The organism is Pantoea sp. 22096, from assembly GCF_052045955.1.
Taxonomy (GTDB): Bacteria; Pseudomonadota; Gammaproteobacteria; order Enterobacterales; family Enterobacteriaceae; genus Pantoea; species Pantoea alfalfae.
This window is the reverse complement of the sequence record NZ_JBQEPW010000003.1, coordinates 280,838-301,008: the sequence shown is the minus strand read 5'-3', so window position 1 is coordinate 301,008 and position 20,171 is coordinate 280,838. Positions and strand designations below refer to the sequence as shown.

The 20,171-nt window shown below is 55.6% G+C and carries 17 protein-coding genes, 1 tRNA gene and 1 riboswitch; of the genes, 9 read left to right on the top strand and 9 right to left on the bottom strand.

Translation table 11 applies throughout. The features are described from left to right. Nucleotides 1–585: 585 nt before the first annotated feature. Both ACTJKZ_RS14065 and ACTJKZ_RS14060 read right to left on the bottom strand, forming a co-directional pair. Nucleotides 586–661, bottom strand: a tRNA-Ile gene (locus ACTJKZ_RS14065). A 202-nt stretch (nucleotides 662–863) separates the two neighbouring features. Continuing rightward, nucleotides 864–1,655 (bottom strand): SDR family NAD(P)-dependent oxidoreductase, encoded by a 792-nt coding sequence (locus ACTJKZ_RS14060; protein WP_260059297.1) that lies wholly within the window; start codon nucleotides 1,653–1,655, stop codon nucleotides 864–866. Between the two features lie 137 nt (nucleotides 1,656–1,792). Between ACTJKZ_RS14060 and ACTJKZ_RS14055 the strand changes: the two genes are divergently transcribed. Together ACTJKZ_RS14055 and mug are read left to right on the top strand one after the other, a co-directional pair. Next, a complete protein-coding gene (locus ACTJKZ_RS14055; protein WP_440829742.1) occupies nucleotides 1,793–2,377 on the top strand; it encodes a TetR/AcrR family transcriptional regulator in 585 nt (194 codons plus the stop codon). After that, on the top strand, nucleotides 2,374–2,892 hold the full coding sequence (gene mug / locus ACTJKZ_RS14050) for a G/U mismatch-specific DNA glycosylase (RefSeq protein WP_161734955.1): 519 nt from the start codon (nucleotides 2,374–2,376) through the stop codon (nucleotides 2,890–2,892). The genes ACTJKZ_RS14055 and mug overlap by 4 nt, the downstream gene beginning before the upstream one ends. A 75-nt stretch (nucleotides 2,893–2,967) precedes the next feature. Here the strand turns inward: mug and rpoD are convergent, their stop codons facing one another. From rpoD to rpsU, 3 genes are all read right to left on the bottom strand, one after another. Next, nucleotides 2,968–4,809 carry an RNA polymerase sigma factor RpoD gene (gene rpoD, locus ACTJKZ_RS14045; protein ID WP_013359071.1) on the bottom strand — a complete coding sequence of 614 codons (1,842 nt, stop codon included), beginning with the start codon at nucleotides 4,807–4,809 and terminating at the stop codon, nucleotides 2,968–2,970. A 231-nt stretch (nucleotides 4,810–5,040) separates the two neighbouring features. Next, complete coding sequence (dnaG, locus tag ACTJKZ_RS14040; protein ID WP_161734958.1) at nucleotides 5,041–6,786, bottom strand: DNA primase; 1,746 nt, start codon at nucleotides 6,784–6,786, stop codon at nucleotides 5,041–5,043. A gap of 118 nt (nucleotides 6,787–6,904) precedes the next feature. Next, nucleotides 6,905–7,120: a 30S ribosomal protein S21 gene (rpsU, locus tag ACTJKZ_RS14035; RefSeq protein WP_001144069.1), complete on the bottom strand. Its 216-nt coding sequence runs from the start codon at nucleotides 7,118–7,120 to the stop codon at nucleotides 6,905–6,907. A 277-nt stretch (nucleotides 7,121–7,397) separates the two neighbouring features. Here rpsU and tsaD point away from each other — a divergent pair, with 277 nt between their 5' ends. Beyond that, nucleotides 7,398–8,411, top strand: a complete 1,014-nt coding sequence (gene tsaD, locus ACTJKZ_RS14030) for a tRNA (adenosine(37)-N6)-threonylcarbamoyltransferase complex transferase subunit TsaD (RefSeq protein ID WP_440829741.1) — start codon at nucleotides 7,398–7,400, stop codon at nucleotides 8,409–8,411. Between the two features lie 29 nt (nucleotides 8,412–8,440). Here tsaD and plsY read toward each other — a convergent pair whose 3' ends face one another. Beyond that, nucleotides 8,441–9,046 carry a glycerol-3-phosphate 1-O-acyltransferase PlsY gene (plsY, locus tag ACTJKZ_RS14025; protein ID WP_098052336.1) on the bottom strand — a complete coding sequence of 202 codons (606 nt, stop codon included), beginning with the start codon at nucleotides 9,044–9,046 and terminating at the stop codon, nucleotides 8,441–8,443. 108 nt (nucleotides 9,047–9,154) lie between these two features. On the opposite strand from plsY, the gene folB reads away from it, so the two are divergent. Beyond that, nucleotides 9,155–9,514 (top strand): bifunctional dihydroneopterin aldolase/7,8-dihydroneopterin epimerase, encoded by a 360-nt coding sequence (gene folB / locus ACTJKZ_RS14020; protein ID WP_013359068.1) that lies wholly within the window; start codon nucleotides 9,155–9,157, stop codon nucleotides 9,512–9,514. A 191-nt stretch (nucleotides 9,515–9,705) separates the two neighbouring features. Beyond that, a complete protein-coding gene (bacA, locus tag ACTJKZ_RS14015; protein ID WP_003848438.1) occupies nucleotides 9,706–10,524 on the top strand; it encodes an undecaprenyl-diphosphate phosphatase in 819 nt (272 codons plus the stop codon). 15 nt (nucleotides 10,525–10,539) lie between these two features. Here bacA and ACTJKZ_RS14010 read toward each other — a convergent pair whose 3' ends face one another. Next, complete coding sequence (locus ACTJKZ_RS14010) at nucleotides 10,540–11,772, bottom strand: multifunctional CCA addition/repair protein (RefSeq protein WP_440829740.1); 1,233 nt, start codon at nucleotides 11,770–11,772, stop codon at nucleotides 10,540–10,542. Between the two features lie 157 nt (nucleotides 11,773–11,929). Continuing rightward, nucleotides 11,930–12,550, bottom strand: coding sequence for a TIGR04211 family SH3 domain-containing protein (locus ACTJKZ_RS14005; RefSeq protein WP_008925741.1), 621 nt, complete (start codon nucleotides 12,548–12,550; stop codon nucleotides 11,930–11,932). A 271-nt stretch (nucleotides 12,551–12,821) separates the two neighbouring features. On the opposite strand from ACTJKZ_RS14005, the gene ACTJKZ_RS14000 reads away from it, so the two are divergent. The 3 genes from ACTJKZ_RS14000 (at nucleotide 12,822) to hldE (ending at nucleotide 18,513) form a co-directional block, all read left to right on the top strand. After that, entirely contained in the window at nucleotides 12,822–14,132 is a 1,311-nt protein-coding gene (locus ACTJKZ_RS14000) for a CYTH domain-containing protein (protein ID WP_440829739.1), read from the top strand. A gap of 33 nt (nucleotides 14,133–14,165) precedes the next feature. Next, entirely contained in the window at nucleotides 14,166–17,018 is a 2,853-nt protein-coding gene (gene glnE / locus ACTJKZ_RS13995; RefSeq protein ID WP_161734967.1) for a bifunctional [glutamate--ammonia ligase]-adenylyl-L-tyrosine phosphorylase/[glutamate--ammonia-ligase] adenylyltransferase, read from the top strand. Between the two features lie 70 nt (nucleotides 17,019–17,088). Beyond that, nucleotides 17,089–18,513, top strand: coding sequence for a bifunctional D-glycero-beta-D-manno-heptose-7-phosphate kinase/D-glycero-beta-D-manno-heptose 1-phosphate adenylyltransferase HldE (gene hldE, locus ACTJKZ_RS13990; protein WP_161734970.1), 1,425 nt, complete (start codon nucleotides 17,089–17,091; stop codon nucleotides 18,511–18,513). A gap of 38 nt (nucleotides 18,514–18,551) precedes the next feature. Here the strand turns inward: hldE and ubiK are convergent, their stop codons facing one another. After that, nucleotides 18,552–18,947, bottom strand: a complete 396-nt coding sequence (gene ubiK / locus ACTJKZ_RS13985; protein ID WP_161734973.1) for a ubiquinone biosynthesis accessory factor UbiK — start codon at nucleotides 18,945–18,947, stop codon at nucleotides 18,552–18,554. A gap of 171 nt (nucleotides 18,948–19,118) precedes the next feature. After that, a riboswitch (FMN riboswitch) is annotated at nucleotides 19,119–19,276 on the top strand. Nucleotides 19,277–19,386: 110 nt separating this feature from the next. On the opposite strand from ubiK, the gene ribB reads away from it, so the two are divergent. Continuing rightward, nucleotides 19,387–20,043 (top strand): 3,4-dihydroxy-2-butanone-4-phosphate synthase, encoded by a 657-nt coding sequence (ribB, locus tag ACTJKZ_RS13980; RefSeq protein WP_222924974.1) that lies wholly within the window; start codon nucleotides 19,387–19,389, stop codon nucleotides 20,041–20,043. Nucleotides 20,044–20,171: the final 128 nt, after the last annotated feature.

Below are 20,171 nucleotides of genomic sequence, written 5' to 3'. Positions count from 1 at the left end.
ATTCATAATCTTCTGTTCAATAAATTAATCTGCAGCATTGTTAATCTGAGCTCAGCGCACACGTTGTGCAGATTTCAATTGGCCCGTTTTGACTGCATTTTTTCATATCCGTAAATATAGCGGGTTTATGAAAATAATCTGATATACCCTCTGCAGAGTTAAAAAGTGACTCCGGGGTATCCGTCGGGTTATCAGAGTGAGCATGAGTGGCGTCTTTTACAGGGAAAATAGTGGATATGAGAGTGTGAGGTTAATCAGGGAAAGGGAGAGGTGAAACGGCTGACGCGGCAATATACTGAAGCCTTCATCTCCCTGACGTAGCTTACCTGGCACGGCCCCGACCAGTTGGGCTATGCGCACTAAGGCATCACCACGCCGCCTGTTGAGTTCGCGAAAGGCCGAACTTTCCATCTGATGAAGTCGGACATCAATCAGCAGATTTCCGGCCTGCCGGGTTAGCTGTCGGTGGCTTAACAGAAAAATTTCAGATTTTTATAGGAAGAGAGAAACAAGGAAGTGAGATTTGAAGGATAAAAAAACCACCGTGAAAGGTGGCTTTAATCTGCTGATTTTACAGCTAAAATTTGGTGGCCCCTGCTGGGTTTGAACCAGCGACCAAGCGATTATGAGTCGCCTGCTCTAACCACTGAGCTAAGGGGCCAGCGGAGCGGGGATTATAAAGTATCTCTTCAGGGCAATCCAGCACTCCGCCATCGGTTGCTGAAATAAGCAGCAGTGATTTACCTGCTGATTTCTATAACAAATCTGGCAACGCCTGAAGCTGTAGTCGCAAAACGGCACGGATAATGCTTTACCGTGCCTTTAACAGAACTGTACTTCAGGCGGAAAGAATTAAGACTGACTCACTTCTGACGATAGCGGGATGCCGATTTGTCCCGTGAAAGGTGAGGAACCATTGCACCACGCGCCCGATCGTAATCGTGCCACATCTGCAGATCTTCCAGCGCCGGAATAGTTACCGTCTCCTTGCTGTCGAGTCCGGCAAGCGCGGCGTCCACCATCTCATCAACGTCCATCAGCATTTCAGCCGGGATTTCATTGATAGACTGGCCTGCGCGGTCGAAAATCTCCGTACGGGTCGCACCGGGTAACACCGCCTGTACCTGCACGCCGCTCTCTGCGAGTTCGCGCTGCATCGCACGCGTCAGTGTCAGCACGTAAGACTTGGTGGCGTTGTAGGCACCATTGAACATCTCGTGCACCAGCGACAGCACCGACGCGATATTGATAATGATGCCGTGACCGCGTGCTTTGAATGTCCGGCCAGCCGCCTGTGCCAGACGGGTTGGGGCCAGAATATTTAACGCCAGCATGCTGTTAATGCGTGTGATGTCCGCCTCCAGAAACTCACCCTCAACGTTCATGCCCGCGTTGTTCAGCAGCAGCGTAATCTGTGCGTTGTTCGCGAGCTCCGACTCCACACGCTGCAGGTCCTGCTCCTGCGTTAAGTCAGCCTTCATCACGGTCACCTGAACAGCGTGCAGCTTTGCCAGTGTGTCCGCCAGGGTGGTGAGTCGCGCCTGATCCCGGGCGACCAGGATCAGATCATAACCGCGTGCTGCCAGCCGTTTTGCATAAGTCGCGCCGATACCGCTGGATGCGCCGGTGATTAATGCTGTGCCTGATTTTGACATCTTTTTTCCTCGTATGATGATCGTCATAATCGTTATAAATATGACGATCATCATATCTGCCGTCAAGCTGGAATATGATGACCGTAATAATTACTATAATAGCCAGAAGCTACCGGGCAGAAACCGAAGGAAATAAGATGGAGAAGCAGAGCAGCAAAGCACAGACGCGGCAGCGTATCCTTGATGAGGCGGCGCGTGTGATGCGTGAAACCGGCACCGAAGGAATCGGTGTAGCGGCGCTGATGAAGCGGGTAGGGCTGACACACGGCGGTTTTTATGCACATTTTGCGTCACGTGAGGAGCTGGTTGAGGAGGTGCTAAAGCATATGTTCGCTGAAGCCGATACCTTTAAGCCCGCTGAGTCCGTGGCCCAGCCAGCGCAGCAGGTGGCAGACTTTATTGATAGCTATCTATCCGAGGCGCATCGTAATGCACCGGCGCAGGGCTGTCCGATGGCAGCGCTGGTGAGCGAAGTGGCGCATCTTCCCCAACCGACGCGACAGATCTTCGCTCAGGGCTTCAGTACGATGCATGCCAGCCTGACGCAGTTGCTGAGTGAGCTGGGGTGGACGGAAGCGGATACGCTTGCTTCAAGCATGATGGCAGAGATGATTGGCGCGCTGGCGCTGGCGCGAGCCTGTCCGGATGCGGAGCAGGCCAGCCTGCTGCTGCAACGCAGTCGCACAGCGCTGAAGCAGCGCACGCTGGAGGTCACCGCATGAGTGAACACGCTATCCGCGACATCATCAGTTCCGGTCTGGATGTACTGTTCTGCGGCATTAACCCAGGCCAGTCAACGGCCCATCAGGGGTTCCACTTTGCACATCCCGGTAATCGCTTCTGGAAGGTGATCCATCTGGCGGGATTCACCCGGGAACAGCTGAAACCCGAAGAGGAGCAGCGCCTGGAGGAAACCGGCTGCGGCATCACGATGCTGGTCGAGCGGCCCACGGTGCAAGCGAATGAGTTAGCGCCTGATGAGCTGCGGGACGGCGGCAAGCGGCTGATGGAAAAGGTGCTGAATTATCAGCCCGCCGCGCTGGCGATTCTGGGTAAAGATGCGTTTCGTCGTGCCTTTAAGCAGAGCAAAGTCGAATGGGGGAAACAGCCGATCTGTATGGGGAAAACGCAGGTGTGGGTGTTGCCGAATCCCAGTGGTCTGAATCGCGCATCACTGGACGAAATGGTTGAGGCGTATCGTCAGCTCTGGCTGGAACTGCATCCGGAGAGCAGCTGAACCTGCGCAGGGCAGGGGAGAGGCGGGTAGCAGGCAGGCATAAAAAACCCCGGCGAACCGGGGTTTTTGTCGGACTTAATCGTCGAGGAAGCTACGCAGCACTTCCGAACGGCTCGGATGGCGCAGTTTACGCAGGGCTTTCGCTTCAATCTGACGAATACGCTCACGCGTAACGTCAAACTGTTTGCCCACTTCTTCCAGCGTATGGTCGGTATTCATATCGATACCGAAACGCATGCGCAGTACTTTCGCTTCACGCGCGGTCAGGCCAGCCAGCACATCGTGGGTGGCAGAACGCAGGCTCTCTGAGGTAGCAGAATCCAGCGGCAGCTCCAGCGTGGTGTCTTCGATAAAATCGCCCAGATGTGAATCTTCATCATCACCAATCGGCGTCTCCATCGAGATCGGCTCTTTAGCGATTTTCAGCACTTTGCGGATTTTATCTTCCGGCATCAGCATACGCTCAGCCAGCTCTTCCGGCGTCGGTTCGCGGCCCATCTCCTGCAGCATCTGGCGCGAAATACGGTTGAGCTTGTTGATGGTCTCAATCATGTGCACCGGAATACGGATGGTACGTGCCTGGTCAGCGATAGAGCGGGTGATAGCCTGACGGATCCACCAGGTCGCATAGGTCGAGAACTTGTAACCACGGCGATATTCAAACTTATCTACCGCTTTCATCAGGCCGATATTACCTTCCTGAATCAGGTCGAGGAACTGCAGACCGCGGTTGGTGTATTTCTTGGCAATCGAAATAACCAGACGCAGGTTCGCTTCCACCATCTCTTTCTTGGCGCGACGGGCTTTAGCTTCACCGATCGACATGCGACGGTTAATATCTTTAACCTGTTCAATAGTCAGGCCGGTCTCTTCTTCAACCTGTGCCAGTTTCTGCAGGGAACGCATTACGTCATCCTGCACTTCCAGCAGCTTCTCAGACCACGGCTTGTTCATTGCCAGTGCGGCTTTGAACCAGCTTTCATTGGTTTCGTTGCCGGTAAACAGCGTGATGAAGTTTTTCTTCGGCATTTTGCACAGCTCAATACAGAGCTTCATGATCAGACGTTCCTGGGTACGGACACGTTCCATCATGGTGCGCATGCTGCCTACCAGGTAATCGAACTGCTTCGGTACCAGGCGGAACTGCTTGAAGACGTCGGAAAGGTTCTGGATTTCGGCAACGGCAGCAGCATGACTGCGACCTTTGCTTTTAATCACGTCGCGGGTGGTTTCATACTGCTTACGCAGGTCAGAAAACTTCTCGCGTGCCAGTTCCGGGTCGATAGAATTATCGTCGTCGGAGCTGTCATCATCCTCTTCATCTTCTTCATCGTCGTCGTTACGATCGGCTTCAGAAAGTTCGGAGCCCACGTGCGTTGCCGTCGGGGCCAGATCTTCTTCTGCGTTAGGATCGACGAAACCCGTGATCAGATCGGAGAGGCGTGATTCACCTGCTTCAACTTTGTCGTACTGGTCCAGAAGATAAGTAATCGCTTCAGGGTATTCGGCTACGGAACACTGAACCTGGTTGATACCGTCTTCAATACGCTTGGCGATGTCGATTTCGCCTTCGCGCGTCAGCAGTTCAACGGTACCCATTTCACGCATATACATGCGAACCGGGTCAGTGGTGCGCCCGATTTCAGATTCAACGCTGGATAACACCTGAGCGGCAGCTTCCGCGGCATCTTCGTCAGTATCGGAGCTGTTTTCATTCAGCATCAGATCGTCAGCATCCGGGGCTTCTTCAACCACCTGAATACCCATGTCGTTAATCATCTGGATGATGTCTTCGATCTGATCTGAGTCGACGATATCTTCCGGCAGATGGTCATTGACCTCAGCATAGGTCAGATAGCCTTGCTCCTTACCACGGGTGACAAGAAGCTTGAGCTGTGACTGCGGGTTTTGCTCCATAAGACGGTATCCACACTTCTGTTAAATTAGATTGGTGTCGGTCGGCAGCGAGCCAACAATAGCAGTAAAGGCGTTTAATTCTTGCCGCTGCCTTCGTCGCGGCGTGGGCTTTGCCCAACAGTAATCGGCACTTAAGCCGCTTGTATAAATTTTGGTGGTACAGGCCTGGCTTAACGCTCCCGGCCTTAAAACAGCCACGCTGCCCTTCGTCAGAACGGGCAGCGTGCTAAATTATTTCCTGGCAAAAGCCTGACTGAGTGTCCAGAGTTCACGGCGCTCATCGGCGCTCAGTCCCTGGGTGCGCTCACGCGCAATCAAAAATTCCAAACGCTCTTCAAGAGCAGAATCGTAGATGCTGGCCAGCGAGTCCTGAAATACCGCTTCGGCTTCTTCATCTACTATCATGTGGTTCCAGATCGCCAGCGTTTCAAGCGTCTGACTAAAATTTGTTCCGCGATATAACTCTAGTAGCTGTCCGGTGGTCAATCCAGGATTCTCAGTGCAACGACCCACTAACTCAATAAATAGCGGTAAACCCGGCATTTTTGACTCAGACAGCCCATCAAGCGAAGGCACCAGGGTAGCCAGCTGCGGGTTCTGAATCAGCAAGGCGATCAGCACACGCATGGTGGTCCGTTTCAGCGGTGGCGCAACTGGCGCCGTTCCACTTGCAGCCAGCTTCGGCATCAGCTTTTCAAGTTGATTGTCGTCAAGAATACCCAGTTTGTTCCCCAACTCCTGACGCATATAAATACGCAAGGTCTCACCGGGGATCTGGGTAATCAGCGGTAAAGCCAGCGTGCTCAGACGCGCTTTTCCGTCGCGTGAGCTCAGATCTACCTGCGGCAGCAGGCTATCAAACAAAAACGAAGAGAGCGGCATGGCCTGCTCCATCCTCGCTTCGAAGGCGGCTTTACCCTCTTTGCGTACCAGCGTATCCGGGTCTTCACCCTCAGGTAAAAACATAAAGCGTAGCTGACGACCATCATTCATGTAAGGCAATGCGGTCTCAAGCGCACGCCAAGCCGCTTCACGACCCGCCCTGTCGCCGTCGTAACAGCAGATCACGGTGTCGGTACTGCGAAACAGCAACTGAATGTGTTCAGCCGTGGTTGAGGTGCCTAATGACGCGACGGCATAATCGATCCCGTACTGCGCCAGCGCAACCACGTCCATGTATCCCTCGACCACTAACAGGCGGGCGGGTTCAGGATGGTTCTTAACTGCTTCATACAGGCCATAGAGCTGGCGGCCTTTATGGAAAATAGGGGTTTCCGGTGAGTTCAGATACTTCGGCGTATCGTTACCCAGTACGCGGCCACCAAAACCGATGACGCGTCCACGTTTATCGCGGATCGGAAACATGACGCGGTCGCGAAACCGGTCATAGGTACGGCCTTTGTCATTGCTGACCAGCATGCCCGCCTCCATCAACGATTCGCGGTCTTCCGATTGCTTACCAAAACGCTTGAGAACATTATCCCAGCCGGCTGGCGCGTAACCTATGGCGAAATGATTGATGATGTCGGCGCTCAGACCACGACGATCAAGATAGTCGCGTGCTGGCTGCGCACTGGATTGCTGCAGACCCTGCTGATAAAAACCGTTCAGGTTCTCCATCAGCTGATACAGGCTCTGGCGCTGATGGCGTTCCATCTGGCTGGGCCCGCTGCCTGCTTCGTAAGGCACGTCTAAACCGTGGGAAGTGGCTAACTCTTCAATACTTTCAACAAACTCCAGACGATCAAAGTTCATTAAAAAGTCGATAGCGTTGCCGTGTGCACCACAGCCGAAACAGTGATAGAACTGCTTTTCGCCGTTTACGGTGAAAGAGGGCGTTTTTTCATTATGGAAAGGACAGCACGCATGGAAATTCTTACCCTGCTTTTTCAGCTTAACGCGGGCATCGATAAGATCCACGATATCCGTGCGGGCAAGTAAATCGTTGATAAATACGCGTGGAATTCGTCCAGCCATACGCCCCAGATTTTCAGCTCATAAACGGCAACAAGCCGCGCTTCCTTTCGGAAAGCACGGCCTTTTACTTGACTCTGTCTGCGTGAATCACGCGGTGGAGGCGAACCTCCGGAACGACTTAGTACAGACGAGTGCGGCGTGCGTTTTCGCGAGCCAGTTTCTTGGCATGACGCTTAACTGCTGACGCTTTAGCGCGCTTACGTTCGGTAGTCGGTTTTTCATAGAACTCACGACGACGAACTTCAGCCAGAACGCCTGCTTTCTCGCATGAACGCTTGAAGCGACGCAGTGCTACGTCAAATGGCTCGTTTTCACGTACTTTAATTACCGGCATGTAACTCTCACCTCGATAAAATTCGGTTTTGCTGCTGACTGCGGCGCCAGCACATTTCAAAATGGTGCAGCATTTTACTCCAACTCATGTTGGTTTGTAAAGCACCATGGATAATTTGAAACCAACAGGAGCGTTTGCCTGTGCGGCTGCCGGTTTTTCCAGGGGCGGGAGTATAGCGCACTCTTTAGCCGACAGAAAATGACTTTTTAAGCGGGATGCCCGCGCTGCACATCACATTGCTGTGATAAACTGCGCGCCGCAAGAATGAGGTGATGCAATGCGAATTCTGGGTATTGAAACGTCGTGCGATGAAACCGGCATCGCAATCTATGATGACGAGGCTGGATTACTGGCTAACCAGCTCTACAGCCAGGTAAAACTGCACGCCGACTATGGTGGTGTGGTGCCGGAACTGGCCTCACGCGATCACGTGCGTAAAACCGTGCCGCTGATTCAGGCGGCGCTGAAAGAAGCGGGTCTGGAGCCGCAGCAGATTGATGCAGTCGCTTACACTGCCGGTCCCGGACTGGTCGGTGCGCTACTGGTCGGCGCCACCATTGGCCGCGCGCTGGCGTTTGCATGGAAAGTGCCTGCCGTGCCGGTTCATCATATGGAAGGGCACCTGCTGGCACCAATGCTGGAAGAGAATCCACCGGAGTTTCCGTTTGTCGCACTGCTGGTGTCCGGCGGGCATACCCAGCTGATTAGCGTCACCGGCGTCGGTGAATATGAATTGCTGGGTGAATCGATCGATGATGCCGCGGGCGAAGCCTTTGATAAGACGGCGAAGCTGCTCGGCCTGGATTATCCGGGCGGGCCGATGTTGTCGAAGATGGCGCAGCAGGGCACGGCGGGGCGTTTCACCTTCCCGCGTCCGATGACCGATCGTCCGGGCCTGGATTTCAGCTTCTCCGGCCTGAAAACCTTTGCCGCTAATACGATTCGCGCCAATCCTGATGATGCGCAGACCCGTGCTGACATCGCCCGCGCCTTTGAAGATGCGGTGGTGGATACGCTGTCGATCAAATGTAAACGCGCGCTGGATCAGACCGGCTTTAAGCGTCTGGTGATTGCCGGGGGCGTCAGCGCTAACCGCACATTGCGCGAGCAGGTGGCAATTATGATGCAAAAGCGCGGCGGCGAAGTGTTTTACGCCCGCCCGGAGTTCTGTACCGACAACGGTGCAATGATCGCGTATGCGGGCATGGTGCGGTTAAAAGGCGGAACACGGGGCGAGTTAAGCGTCAGCGTGCGGCCGCGATGGCCGCTGGCGGAGTTGCCCGCGATCTGATGTGAAAAAAGCCGGCTTGCCGGCTTTTTTTATGGCTGAGATTTCTTTTTGCGCTTCCAGATTTTACCTTCCTGACCGCGCCACAGCCGCTGAATATTATCGTGATGACGCAGCAGGATCAGACAGGAGAGCATGGAAACCGGAAAGGTAAACTGCGGTTTGAACCACCAGACATAGAATGGCGCGATCAGTGCACTGACAATCGCCCCCAGCGAAGAATAGCCACTGAGTAGCACCGTGAGCAGCCATGTGCCGGTAACCAGCCCGGTTAAGTCCCAGCCAATCGGCGCAATCGCGCCAAATGCCGTTGCTACGCCTTTGCCACCGCGAAAGTGAAAGAACACCGGATAAATATGACCGAGACAGGCGGCAATGGCGGTCAGGCCAAGATAGAGCGGCGTCACGTGCATCAGATAAGCCAGCCAGACCGGTACCATCCCTTTCAGCACATCAAACACTAATACGCTGGCTGCAGCGGCTTTACCGCCCAGACGCAGTACGTTGGTGGCACCCGGATTACCGGAACCGTGTGTGCGGGGATCGGGCAGGCCAGCGAGTTTGCAAACCAGAATCGCACTGGAAATGGAACCGCAAAGATACGCGAAAATAATCATACCAAGCGCGAAAGCACTCATAACACCGTACCGTTCCCTTTAGGGTCGTTTTGATCTCATCAACCGTGGATAATACGCATAATCCGCCGGAAGTGGTATCCGGCTTAGCCAAAAACAGAGACCCTCATCATGGATATCGTATTTATAGAACAACTCACGGTGTTCACCACCATTGGCGTTTACGACTGGGAACAGGGTATACAGCAGAAGCTGGTGCTCGATGTCGAAATGGCCTGGGATAACCGTCTGGCGGCCAGCAGCGACGATGTGAAAGATTGTCTCAGCTATGCCGATGTCTCCTCTGCGATTCTGACCCATCTGAATGGGGGGCGTTTTGCCCTGGTTGAGCGGGTAGCTGAAGAAATCGCGGATCTGTTGATGAACCGTTTCAATTCGCCTGGCGTACGCATAAAGGTAAGCAAACCGGGCGCTGTAGCCCAGGCGGCGCAGGTTGGCGTGCGAATTGAGCGCGGGACTATTCCTAAATAAATACGATGTGATTGCCATCACAATGAAACCAAACCAAATTACTGTCTGTCATAGCGTGGACCGTTTCGTTACAGCAGGCGAAACGGAGCGGAGCTTAAGGTTTAATTCAGGCTAATTGCGGCATGATTTCAGGCGATAGCAACGCGCTACCGCCTTTTTAATGGTTTTGAAACGGATAGAGGGAACATTTGATGGCAGATATTCATCAGCTTTGGGTAGCTGCAATCCTGGGCGTTGTGGAAGGGCTGACCGAATTTTTACCGGTCTCTTCCACAGGGCACATGATTATAGTGGGTCACCTGCTGGGCTTTGAAGGTGAAAAAGCCGAGACCTTTGAAGTTGTGATCCAGTTAGGATCGATTCTGGCTGTAGTAGTGATGTTCTGGCGCCGTCTGTTTGGCCTGATCGGCATTCACTTTGGCGAAGTCAAACATGAAGGTGTCGGCACCGGTCGTCTGTCGCTGATCCATATCCTGCTGGGTATGGTTCCGGCTGTGGTGGTGGGTCTGGTGCTGCACGATCAGATCAAAACGCTGTTCAATCCGATCAACGTGATGTACGCGCTGGTCGTGGGGGGGGTGCTGCTGCTGGCCGCAGAGTATCTCAAGCCAAAACAGCCGAAAGCCGTAGGTGTCGATGATATTACCTATCGTCAGGCGTTTATGATTGGCTGTTTCCAGTGCTTAGCGCTGTGGCCGGGCTTCTCACGTTCTGGAGCAACCATCTCCGGCGGGATGCTGATGGGTGTGAGCCGCTATGCCGCGTCAGAATTCTCCTTCATTCTGGCCGTGCCAATGATGATGGGTGCGACTGTACTGGACATGTACAAGAGCATCGGCTTCCTGACGATGGCGGACTTCCCGATGTTCGCCGTGGGCTTTGTCACGGCGTTTATCGTGGCGCTGATTGCGATTAAAGCCTTCCTTGAGCTGATCAAACGCATCTCTTTTGTCTCGTTCGCCATTTACCGCTTCATCGTGGCGGCAGCGGTTTACATGGTCTTCATGTAAACCTGTGGCAGCCTGCTAGTCAGGCTGCCCAATCGCCAGACCTTGCGCGACAGCGGCAATGCGTCGTCGCGTCATCTCTTTTCGCACTTCCATCCCTTTGAATCCCGCTTCGACGACCGCTTTGGTCGGCACCGTCTGCGCCAGCGCAAAAGCACGACGCAGATAGTCGCCCTGCGGATAAGGCATACTCTCCAGCCCGGCACGTCCGCGCGCATCTGCTTCGCTGGTCAGCGCCATCTGCTCAACGCGCTGCGGCTTACGCCAGGCATCGATGCGATCAAACAGCGCTACCAGTGACGCCGCAGATTGCCGCTCAATGGTGTGCACAATGTCGTGAAATTCGGTCACGATCAGCGCCAGATCGCGAATTGCGTTGGGCACCCGCAGCCGCTGGCACAGCGCCTCGACCAGCGGAACGCCTGCCAGTCCATGACCGTGGTGGCTTGGCCACAATTCAGGCGGTGTCAGCGCCTTGCCGACGTCATGGAACAGCGTAGCAAAGCGCACATCGATCTCGCCGGAGAGCGCGGCGGCCATCGCCAGCGTCATCAGCGTATGCACACCGGTGTCGATCTCCGGGTGCCACTTAATCGGTGCAGGAATACCAAACAGATTATCCAGCTCAGGAAACAGCACCTGCAACGCACCGCAGTCGCGCAGCACCTGAAAGTAGACCTGCGGATTACGGGTGCCCAGTGCTTTTTCTGTCTCTTTCCACACCCGTTCGGCAGTGAGATTCGACAGCTCACCGCTTGCAGCCATCTGCTGCATCAGCTGCTGGGTTTCGGGGGCAATACGAAAGTTGAGATGGGCAAAACGCGCAGCAAAGCGCGCGACACGCAATACCCGCAGCGGGTCTTCACTGAAGGCTTCCGAGACGTGACGCAGCAGGCGCAGGGCAATATCACGCTGGCCGTTGTAGGGATCAACCAGCTCGCCGCTTTCATCCTGTGCGATGGCATTGATGGTCAGATCGCGGCGCTGTAAGTCCTGCTCCAGCGTCACGTCGGGCGCAGACCAGGTGACAAAACCGGTGTAGCCTTTCCCGTTTTTCCGCTCGGTCCGGGCCAGCGCATACTCTTCGCGACTGACGGGATGCAGGAAAACGGGAAAATCGCGACCGACCTGTTGATAACCCTGCTCAAGCATGGCTTCGGGCGTGGAACCTGTTACCACCCAATCTTTATCTGTAACCGGCAGATTCAGCAGCGCATCACGCACCGCACCGCCAACAAGAAACGTCTTCACGCAACACTCCAGAGAAAAAGAAATGACCTGCACGCCGGGCGTATCCCGCGCCAGAAATCGGCGGTGCATCTCATTTTATTGTTGCACAGATTCCCCGGATTGCAGACATGCCAAAAGGGAGATCCTGTGATCCCCTGATCAGACCGACAGAAGGGGGTCAGTTCATCCAGCGGTCGCTTTTCTTACGACGCGGCAGCATGTGCGGCAGTAAGAGTCCCAGCAGCAGGCCAACACCCAGCACGCCACCGCCATACATAAACCACTGCATGATAATGGTGCGCTGCTTGTCATCCAGCTGAACGTTAGCGGCGCTGACTTTCTTCTGAGCGACGATCAGCTCATTTTTCAGCTTCTGATTCTCGCCTTTCAGCCCGTTGATCACGCCGTCGCTACTGGCGACTTTGTTCTGCATCTCAGCGGTACGCTGGTTCCAGCTGTTGTCGATGTTATCCAGCTTGGCTGTCAAATCTTTCACCTGCTGCTCAAGCTGCGGCACACGGGTACGCAGGCTCGGATTCGCGCTAAGCTGCGACAGGGGGATCCAGGTAGTGCGGCCTTCCGAATCACGGATCTGGCCGTAATGGGTGTCATTGTTGGTCTGTAACAGCTGCACCTCTTCTCCGGCGTTCAGCTTACCGAGCAGGCGAAACTGATCGCCCGGCCCGCTGCGGACCCAGGTTGAGAGTTCATCAGAAACATAGCGTTTTTCGTCGGCATGGGCAGGTGCAAGGGTGCTGAGGGCCAGCAAAGTGAGTCCAGCGAGTGTGATTTTTTTCATTCGATTTCGTTTGGCTTAGTCTGACTAAAATTTACCGGCACAGTCTGGAGAGGCCTCGCATAAATCTGAATGAGAACTATCCTGGTCTCATGAGAGTGCGAAAAGGTCTGCGAAAGAGCAAAGAAAGCAGAGACAGCGCGGCTTCTGTGCATTAATCTTCGCCTGATACCCCCTTGCCCTCCAGGCGACAGCGTGAGTAACCTGCTGATAATCGCCTGAAATATGCAGGAAAAACTCTCTTAAGTGCCAGCGGCGTAGTGAATAAAAAATTATGACCATCGAAATCGAACTAAAGTTCATTGCAACTCCACAAGCGGCCGGGAAACTGGCTGAACTGCTCTCCACTCTGCCGCATCAGCATCAGGCTGCTCGCGAGCTGACCAACATCTACTTCGAAACCGACGACAACCAGCTTCGACGCTGGGATATGGGATTGCGTATCCGTGGCATCGACCAGCGGTACGAAATGACGCTGAAAGCGGCGGGCCAGACGCTCGGCGGGCTGCATCAGCGCCCGGAATACAACGTTGAACTCAGCGAGCCGGTGCTGGATATTGCCCGCCTGCCTGCAGAAATCTGGCCGCAGGGCACCGATGTCGCAGCGCTGCAGCCGCGCTTGCAGCCCCTGTTTACCACCCATTTTCAGCGCGAGATCTGGCTGATCACCACAGGCAACAGTGAAGTTGAAGTGGCGTTTGATCAGGGCGAGGTCACGGCAGGTGATCTCAGCGAACCGCTGTGCGAGATCGAGCTGGAGCTGAAACGTGGCGAACGCCAGGATCTGCTGGCCTTCGCACAGCAACTGGTGGCGCTGGGTGGTCTGCGTATGGGCAGCCTGAGCAAAGCCGCCCGCGGTTATCAACTGGCGCAGGGTAATTCGTCACGCCAGATTGAGGCTTTCCCGCTGCTGAAAGCCGGCGTTAAAGCGACAGTTGAGCAGGGCATGGTCGCTGCGATGTCGGCTGGCTTGCGTCACTGGCAATATCATGAAGAAGTCTGGCTGCGCGGCAACGCGGCGGCGCAGGATGCGGTGCGCGAAGCGCTGGATCTGCTGCGTCAGGCATTCAGCCTGTTCGGTGCGCTGGTGCCACGCAAAGCCAGCAGCGCCCTGCGTCAGCAACTGACCACGCTGGAAGAGATGCTGGTGAACGAAGAGCAGGAGGCGGCGACGTTCTGCTTATCTTCTCTCTCGGTTGAAACGCAGCTGGCGCTGACCCACTGGCTGGCTGAGTCTCAGTGGCGTCAGTGGATTGATGCCAAAGGGGAGGCCAAGCTGCAGGGTTCATTTAAGCGCTTCAGCGACATCATGCTGAGTCGCGTCAATGCTGACCTGAGAGAGACGTTCGTCACGGTCAAACAACCTAACGAGTATCAGGACAAAGCCACGCGTCTGGCGCGTCAGCTGCTTACGGTGCATTTGCTGGCCGGATCTTATCCTGCAGAAACGGTAATGGCCTGGCTGGAACCTTGGCAGCAACTGCTGTCGGCGATTCATGAAAAGCAGTCATCCGGCTTAGCCTGGCTGACGTCGCAGGCTCTGAAACAGCAGCCATTCTGGCTCACCAGCGGCGCTGGCCGCTAACGGGTAATTCGTACCGCCATCAAGGAGGGCGTTATGTTGGCAGCACTTCCCGCGTTGCTACGCGATCAGGCCGAAGAGGCCGCCCGACAGCTTGGGGTTCCGCTGGCTTCGCTCAGCCCGGAGCAGGCCGCCGGGCTGGCTTTCAGCGACTTTGTGCTGGAAAATCTGCAACAACATCCCGACTGGTGGCAGATGATGCTCGACCAGCCGCCGCAGCCTGAAGAGTGGCAGCACTACGCTGTATGGCTAAACGAGGTGCTCAGCAGCATCGACAGTGAAGCGAGCCTGATGCGCGAACTGCGGCTGTTTCGCCGCCGTATGCTGGTGCGTATTGCCTGGATGCAGGCGCTGCAACACGCCACGACCGAACAGAGCCTGCACCAGCTCAGCGTTTTAGCCGAAGTGCTGATCAGCAGGGCGCGTGACTGGGTATATCAGGATTGCTGCCGTGATTTTGGTACGCCCTGTAATGCCGACGGCGACGCACAGCCGCTGCTGATTCTGGGCATGGGCAAGCTGGGCGGCGGCGAACTCAATTTCTCCTCTGACATCGACCTTATTTTCGCCTGGCCGGAAAACGGCACCACGCGTGGCGGACGGCGTGAGCTCGACAATGCTCAGTTCTTTACCCGTATGGGCCAGCGGCTGATCAAAGTCCTGGATCAACCCACCATGGATGGCTTTGTCTACCGTGTGGATATGCGGCTGCGGCCATTTGGCGACAGCGGTCCGCTGGTGATGAGTTTTGCCGCGCTGGAGGATTACTACCAGGAGCAGGGACGCGACTGGGAGCGTTACGCCATGGTCAAGGCGCGCCTGATGGGCGATGACCACGACCGCTGGAGCCTGGAGCTGCAGCAGATGTTGCGGCCGTTCGTGTATCGCCGCTACATCGACTTCAGCGTGATCCAGTCACTGCGTAACATGAAAGGGATGATCAGCCGCGAGGTACGGCGTCGCGGACTGAAAAACAATATCAAACTGGGGGCGGGCGGCATCCGTGAAACCGAGTTTATCGTACAGGTGTTCCAGCTGATTCGGGGCGGGCGTGAGCGCTCGCTTCAGTTACGTGCCCTGTTGCCGACGCTGGAGGCGATCAAAACCCTGGCTCTGCTGCCTGCTGAACAGGTGGATACGCTGCGTGACGCCTATCTGTTCCTGCGGCGGCTGGAGAATCTGCTGCAAAGCCTGGGCGACGAGCAGACCCAGACGCTGCCGGAAGATGAGCTGCATCGCGCCCGGCTGGCGTGGGCGATGGATTGTGCCGACTGGCCTGCGCTGATGACCCAGCTTGAGGCTCAGATGGCAGCGGTACGGACAATCTTTGACGAGCTGATTGGGGAAGATACGCCTGAGATTGGCGATCAGCGTGAGCTGGCGGAGTTTCAGGTGCTGTGGCAGGACCAGCTGGAGAATAATGAGCTGGCGCCGCTGGTACCGCAGCTCAGTGACGATCAGCGGCTTACACTGCATCAGACGCTGGAGGCGTTTCGTCAGGACATCAGCCGGCGCACTATCGGTCCGCGTGGCCGTCAGGCGCTGGATCAACTGATGCCGCGTCTGCTGAGCGAGGTCTGCCCGCGTGAAGATGCGGCGGTCACGCTGAGTCGTCTGACGCCGCTGCTGCTCGGCGTGCTGACCCGTAGCACCTATCTGGAGCTGCTGACCGAATATCACGGTGCCCTGCGTCACCTGATTCGCCTGTGCGCGGCCTCACCGATGGTGGCCAGCCAGCTGGCGCGTCACCCTTTATTGCTGGATGAACTGCTCGATCCGGCCACGCTCTATCAGCCGACCGCCACTGACGCCTATCGCGATGAGCTGCGACAATATCTGCTGCGCATACCCACTGAGGATGAGGAGCAGCAGCTGGAAGCGGTGCGGCAGTTTAAGCAGGCGCAACATCTGCGTATTGCCGCCGCTGACATCGCAGGCACGCTGCCGGTGATGAAAGTCAGCGATCATCTCACCTGGCTGGCTGAAGCAATCATCGACTCTGTGGTACGTCAGGCGTGGAACATGATGGTGCAGCGCTATGGTCGTCCCTCTCACCTGAACAATGAATATGAACGCGGTTTTGCCGTACTGGGCTATGGCAAGCTGGGCGGCTGGGAGCTGGGTTACAGTTCTGACCTCGATTTAGTCTTCCTGCATGACTGTCCGGCAGACGCAGTGACAGAAGGGGAGCGCAGCATTGATGGCCGTCAGTTCTATCTGCGCCTTGCTCAACGCATTATGCATCTCTTCAGTACCCGTACCGCCTCCGGCATTCTCTACGAAGTGGACGCGCGTCTGCGTCCTTCCGGCGCGGCAGGCATGCTGGTCAGTACTTTTGAAGCGTTTGAAGAGTATCAGCGTAGTGAAGCCTGGACCTGGGAGCATCAGGCGCTGGTCCGGGCGCGCGTGGTGTTTGGCGAAGCCGCGCTGGGTGATCGTTTCAACGCGATTCGTCAGACGATTCTGTCGCTGCCACGTCCTGCAGACGCGCTGCAAACCGAAGTGCGTGAGATGCGTGAAAAGATGCGTGCTCACCTCAGTAACAAACATAAAGGTCGGTGGGATATCAAGGCCGATGCGGGTGGCATCACCGATATTGAATTCATCGCCCAATATCTTGTCTTACGCTACGCCGCTGAGCAGCCCGAGCTGACGCGCTGGTCTGACAATGTGCGCATTTTTGAGCTGATGGCGAAGTACCATAAAATGCCCGCCGATGAAGCGCAGGCGCTGACGCAGGCTTATGTCACGCTGCGCGACGCCCTGCATCATCGCGCCCTGCAGGCGCTGCCGGGCCACGTTGAGCCAGAGGCTTACGCAGCGGAGCGGCAGACGGTTCTGAACAGCTGGCAACGCTGGCTGATAACGCCTGCGTCTATCCTGGCGTGATGCTGATAGCACAAATCGCAACTGTGCTATCATCCGCGCACTATTTTTAATGCAGTCTGGAGTGTCTGGAATGAAAGTGACTCTGCCCGCGTTCGGCCAAGCCTCAGTGCTGGTTGTTGGCGATGTAATGTTGGATCGTTACTGGTATGGCCCAACCAGCCGTATCTCCCCTGAAGCCCCGGTTCCGGTGGTGAAAGTGGACACGGTTGAAGAGCGCCCTGGCGGCGCGGCAAACGTGGCGATGAACATTGCAGCACTCGGTGCCGCGTCCCGGCTAATTGGCCTGACCGGTGAAGATGATGCGGCGCGCGTGTTAAGTAATACGCTCAAAGACGTCAACGTTCATTGTGACTTCGTGGCGGTCAAAAGCCATCCGACCATTACCAAACTGCGCGTACTTTCCCGCAATCAGCAGCTGATCCGCCTCGATTTTGAAGAGGGCTTTGAACAGGTCGATCCAGAGCCGATTCACCAGAAGATGCGTGAGTCACTGGCTGCTGCGGGTGCGCTGGTGCTGTCCGATTATGCCAAAGGCGCGCTCTCCAGCGTGCAGACCATGATTACCCTGGCCCGCGAAGCGGGCGTGCCGGTATTGATCGACCCGAAAGGCACTGATTTTGCGCGCTATCGTGGCGCAACGCTGCTGACGCCGAACCTCTCCGAATTTGAAGCCGTGGTTGGCAAATGCAAAAACGAAGAGGAGATCGTGGCGCGCGGCACGCAGCTGATCGCGGATTTTGACCTCTCCGCGCTGCTGGTGACCCGTTCCGAAAACGGTATGACGCTGCTGCAGCCGGGCAAAGCGCCTCTGCATCTGCCGACCCAGGCGCAGGAAGTCTATGATGTGACTGGTGCCGGTGACACGGTGATTGGCGTGCTGGCGGCAGCACTGGCTGCGGGCGACTCGCTGGAAGAGGCCTGTTTCCTGGCGAACGCGGCGGCGGGTGTCGTGGTGGGTAAACTCGGTACCTCGACCGTCAGCACTGTTGAGCTGGAAAATGCGATTCACGCCCGCCCGGAACAAGGGTTCGGCATCATGACGGAAGCGCAGTTAAAAGCCGCCGTTGAGATGGCCCGTCGTCGTGGCGAAAAAGTGGTGATGACTAACGGCGTGTTCGACATTCTGCACGCGGGACATGTCTCTTATCTGGCCAATGCACGCAAGCTTGGCGATAGACTGATTGTCGCGGTGAACAGCGATGCATCCACTAAACGTCTGAAAGGTGAAAGCCGTCCGGTCAATCCGCAGGAAAACCGGATGATCGTGCTCGGCGCGCTTGAAGCAGTCGACTGGGTAGTCGTCTTTGAAGAGGATACGCCGCAGCGGCTGATCGCAGGGATTCTGCCCGACCTGCTGGTCAAAGGCGGTGATTATAAGCCGGAAGAAATCGCGGGCAGCAAAGAAGTGTGGGCAAATGGCGGCGACGTGCAGGTGCTGAACTTCGAAGATGGTATCTCCACCACCAACATCATCAAAACTATTCGCGGCAGCTAAAGCAGAAAGTAAGCGGGAGCCTGGCTCCCGCTTAACACTTATTCTGACTTGTTGTCCGGAACAGGTTTCACGACATCGGCAACCGGTGGCGGAGAAACGGCAGGTGAAGTGGCTACTGAAGCGGATGGTGTCGCCGCTGCAACAGGTGTTGCCGGTGCGGTTACCGTTGCAGTCGGAGGCGTACCCGCTGATGACCCCTGACTTTCCAGCTGGGCCAGACGTTGCTCCAGGGCCGCCAGTTTCTCCCGCGTACGCAGTAATACCTGCGTCTGCACATCAAACTCTTCACGGTTGACCAGATCCATCCGGGTCAGCTGCGCCTGAAGAACCTGACGAATTTTCTTTTCGACATCATCACCAAACTCACGAACACCTTTAGGCATCGCTTCGTGAACCTGACGGGCAAGTTGTTCAATTTTTTTCGTGTCGATCATGATGATTTCCTGGTTACGGAGAGCTGTGTCAGCGTGTTTACCAACGTAATAAGTGTTAAGTGTAATGCCAGAAATGAAAAGGATAAACCTCAAATCGGTAACGCAGGAAATGCAAAAGCAATTGCGTTATTGATGATTGCCGCCTCAAACGATCGGCGTTATAGTTGAAAGGCTTATTCTCAGGGCGGGGCGCAATTCCCCACCGGCGGTAAATCAGCTTCGGCTGAAAGCCCGCGAGCGCTTTATCTCGATGAAAAGAGAGGTAAAGGTCAGCAGATCCGGTGTAATTCCGGAGCCGACGGTTACAGTCCGGATGGGAGAGGGTAACGACATCTGTCGGACAGTTGTGTCTGCATCACGTTATTGCCACGTCTTTTTGACGTCACTCCTAAGCACGCCCTGATTCTGGTAACCCATACATTTTAAGGTTTTTATTACCATGAATCAGACGCTACTTTCTGAATTTGGCACGCCTGAACAGCGTGTAGAACGTGCTATCGCCGCCCTGCGTGAGGGACGCGGTGTGATGGTACTCGACGATGAAAATCGTGAAAACGAAGGCGATATGATCTTCGCCGCAGAAACCATGACTGTTGAACAGATGGCGCTGACTATTCGTCACGGTAGCGGCATCGTCTGCCTCTGCCTGACCGAAGCGCGTCGCCAGCAGCTTGACCTGCCCATGATGGTGGAAAACAACACCAGCTCCTTTGGCACCGGCTTCACCGTGACCATTGAAGCGGCTGAAGGCGTCACCACTGGCGTCTCCGCGCAGGATCGCATCACCACCATCCGCGCCGCCATTGCCGACAATGCCAAACCTACCGATCTGCATCGCCCTGGTCATGTCTTTCCGTTGCGTGCCAGCGAAGGCGGCGTATTGACCCGTGGCGGACATACTGAAGCAACTATCGATTTAGTGACGCTGGCCGGCTTTAAGCCCGCTGGTGTGCTGTGTGAACTGACCAACGACGACGGCACTATGGCTCATGCGCCTGAAGCGATTGCGTTTGCCCGTCAGCACAACATGCCGGTAGTCACCATCGAAGATCTGATCGCCTGGCGTCGCGGACACGAAACGCGCTACGCCAGCTAATCTCTTTGATGCGATAAACAGGCCCCGAGCGGGGCCTGTTTCATTCCTGTCGCACCGTCATGGCGCGGGCTGAACTCTCGCTTTTCCTCACTTCTCCCTGCTGAATTCGTTTTAATCTGATACGTCAA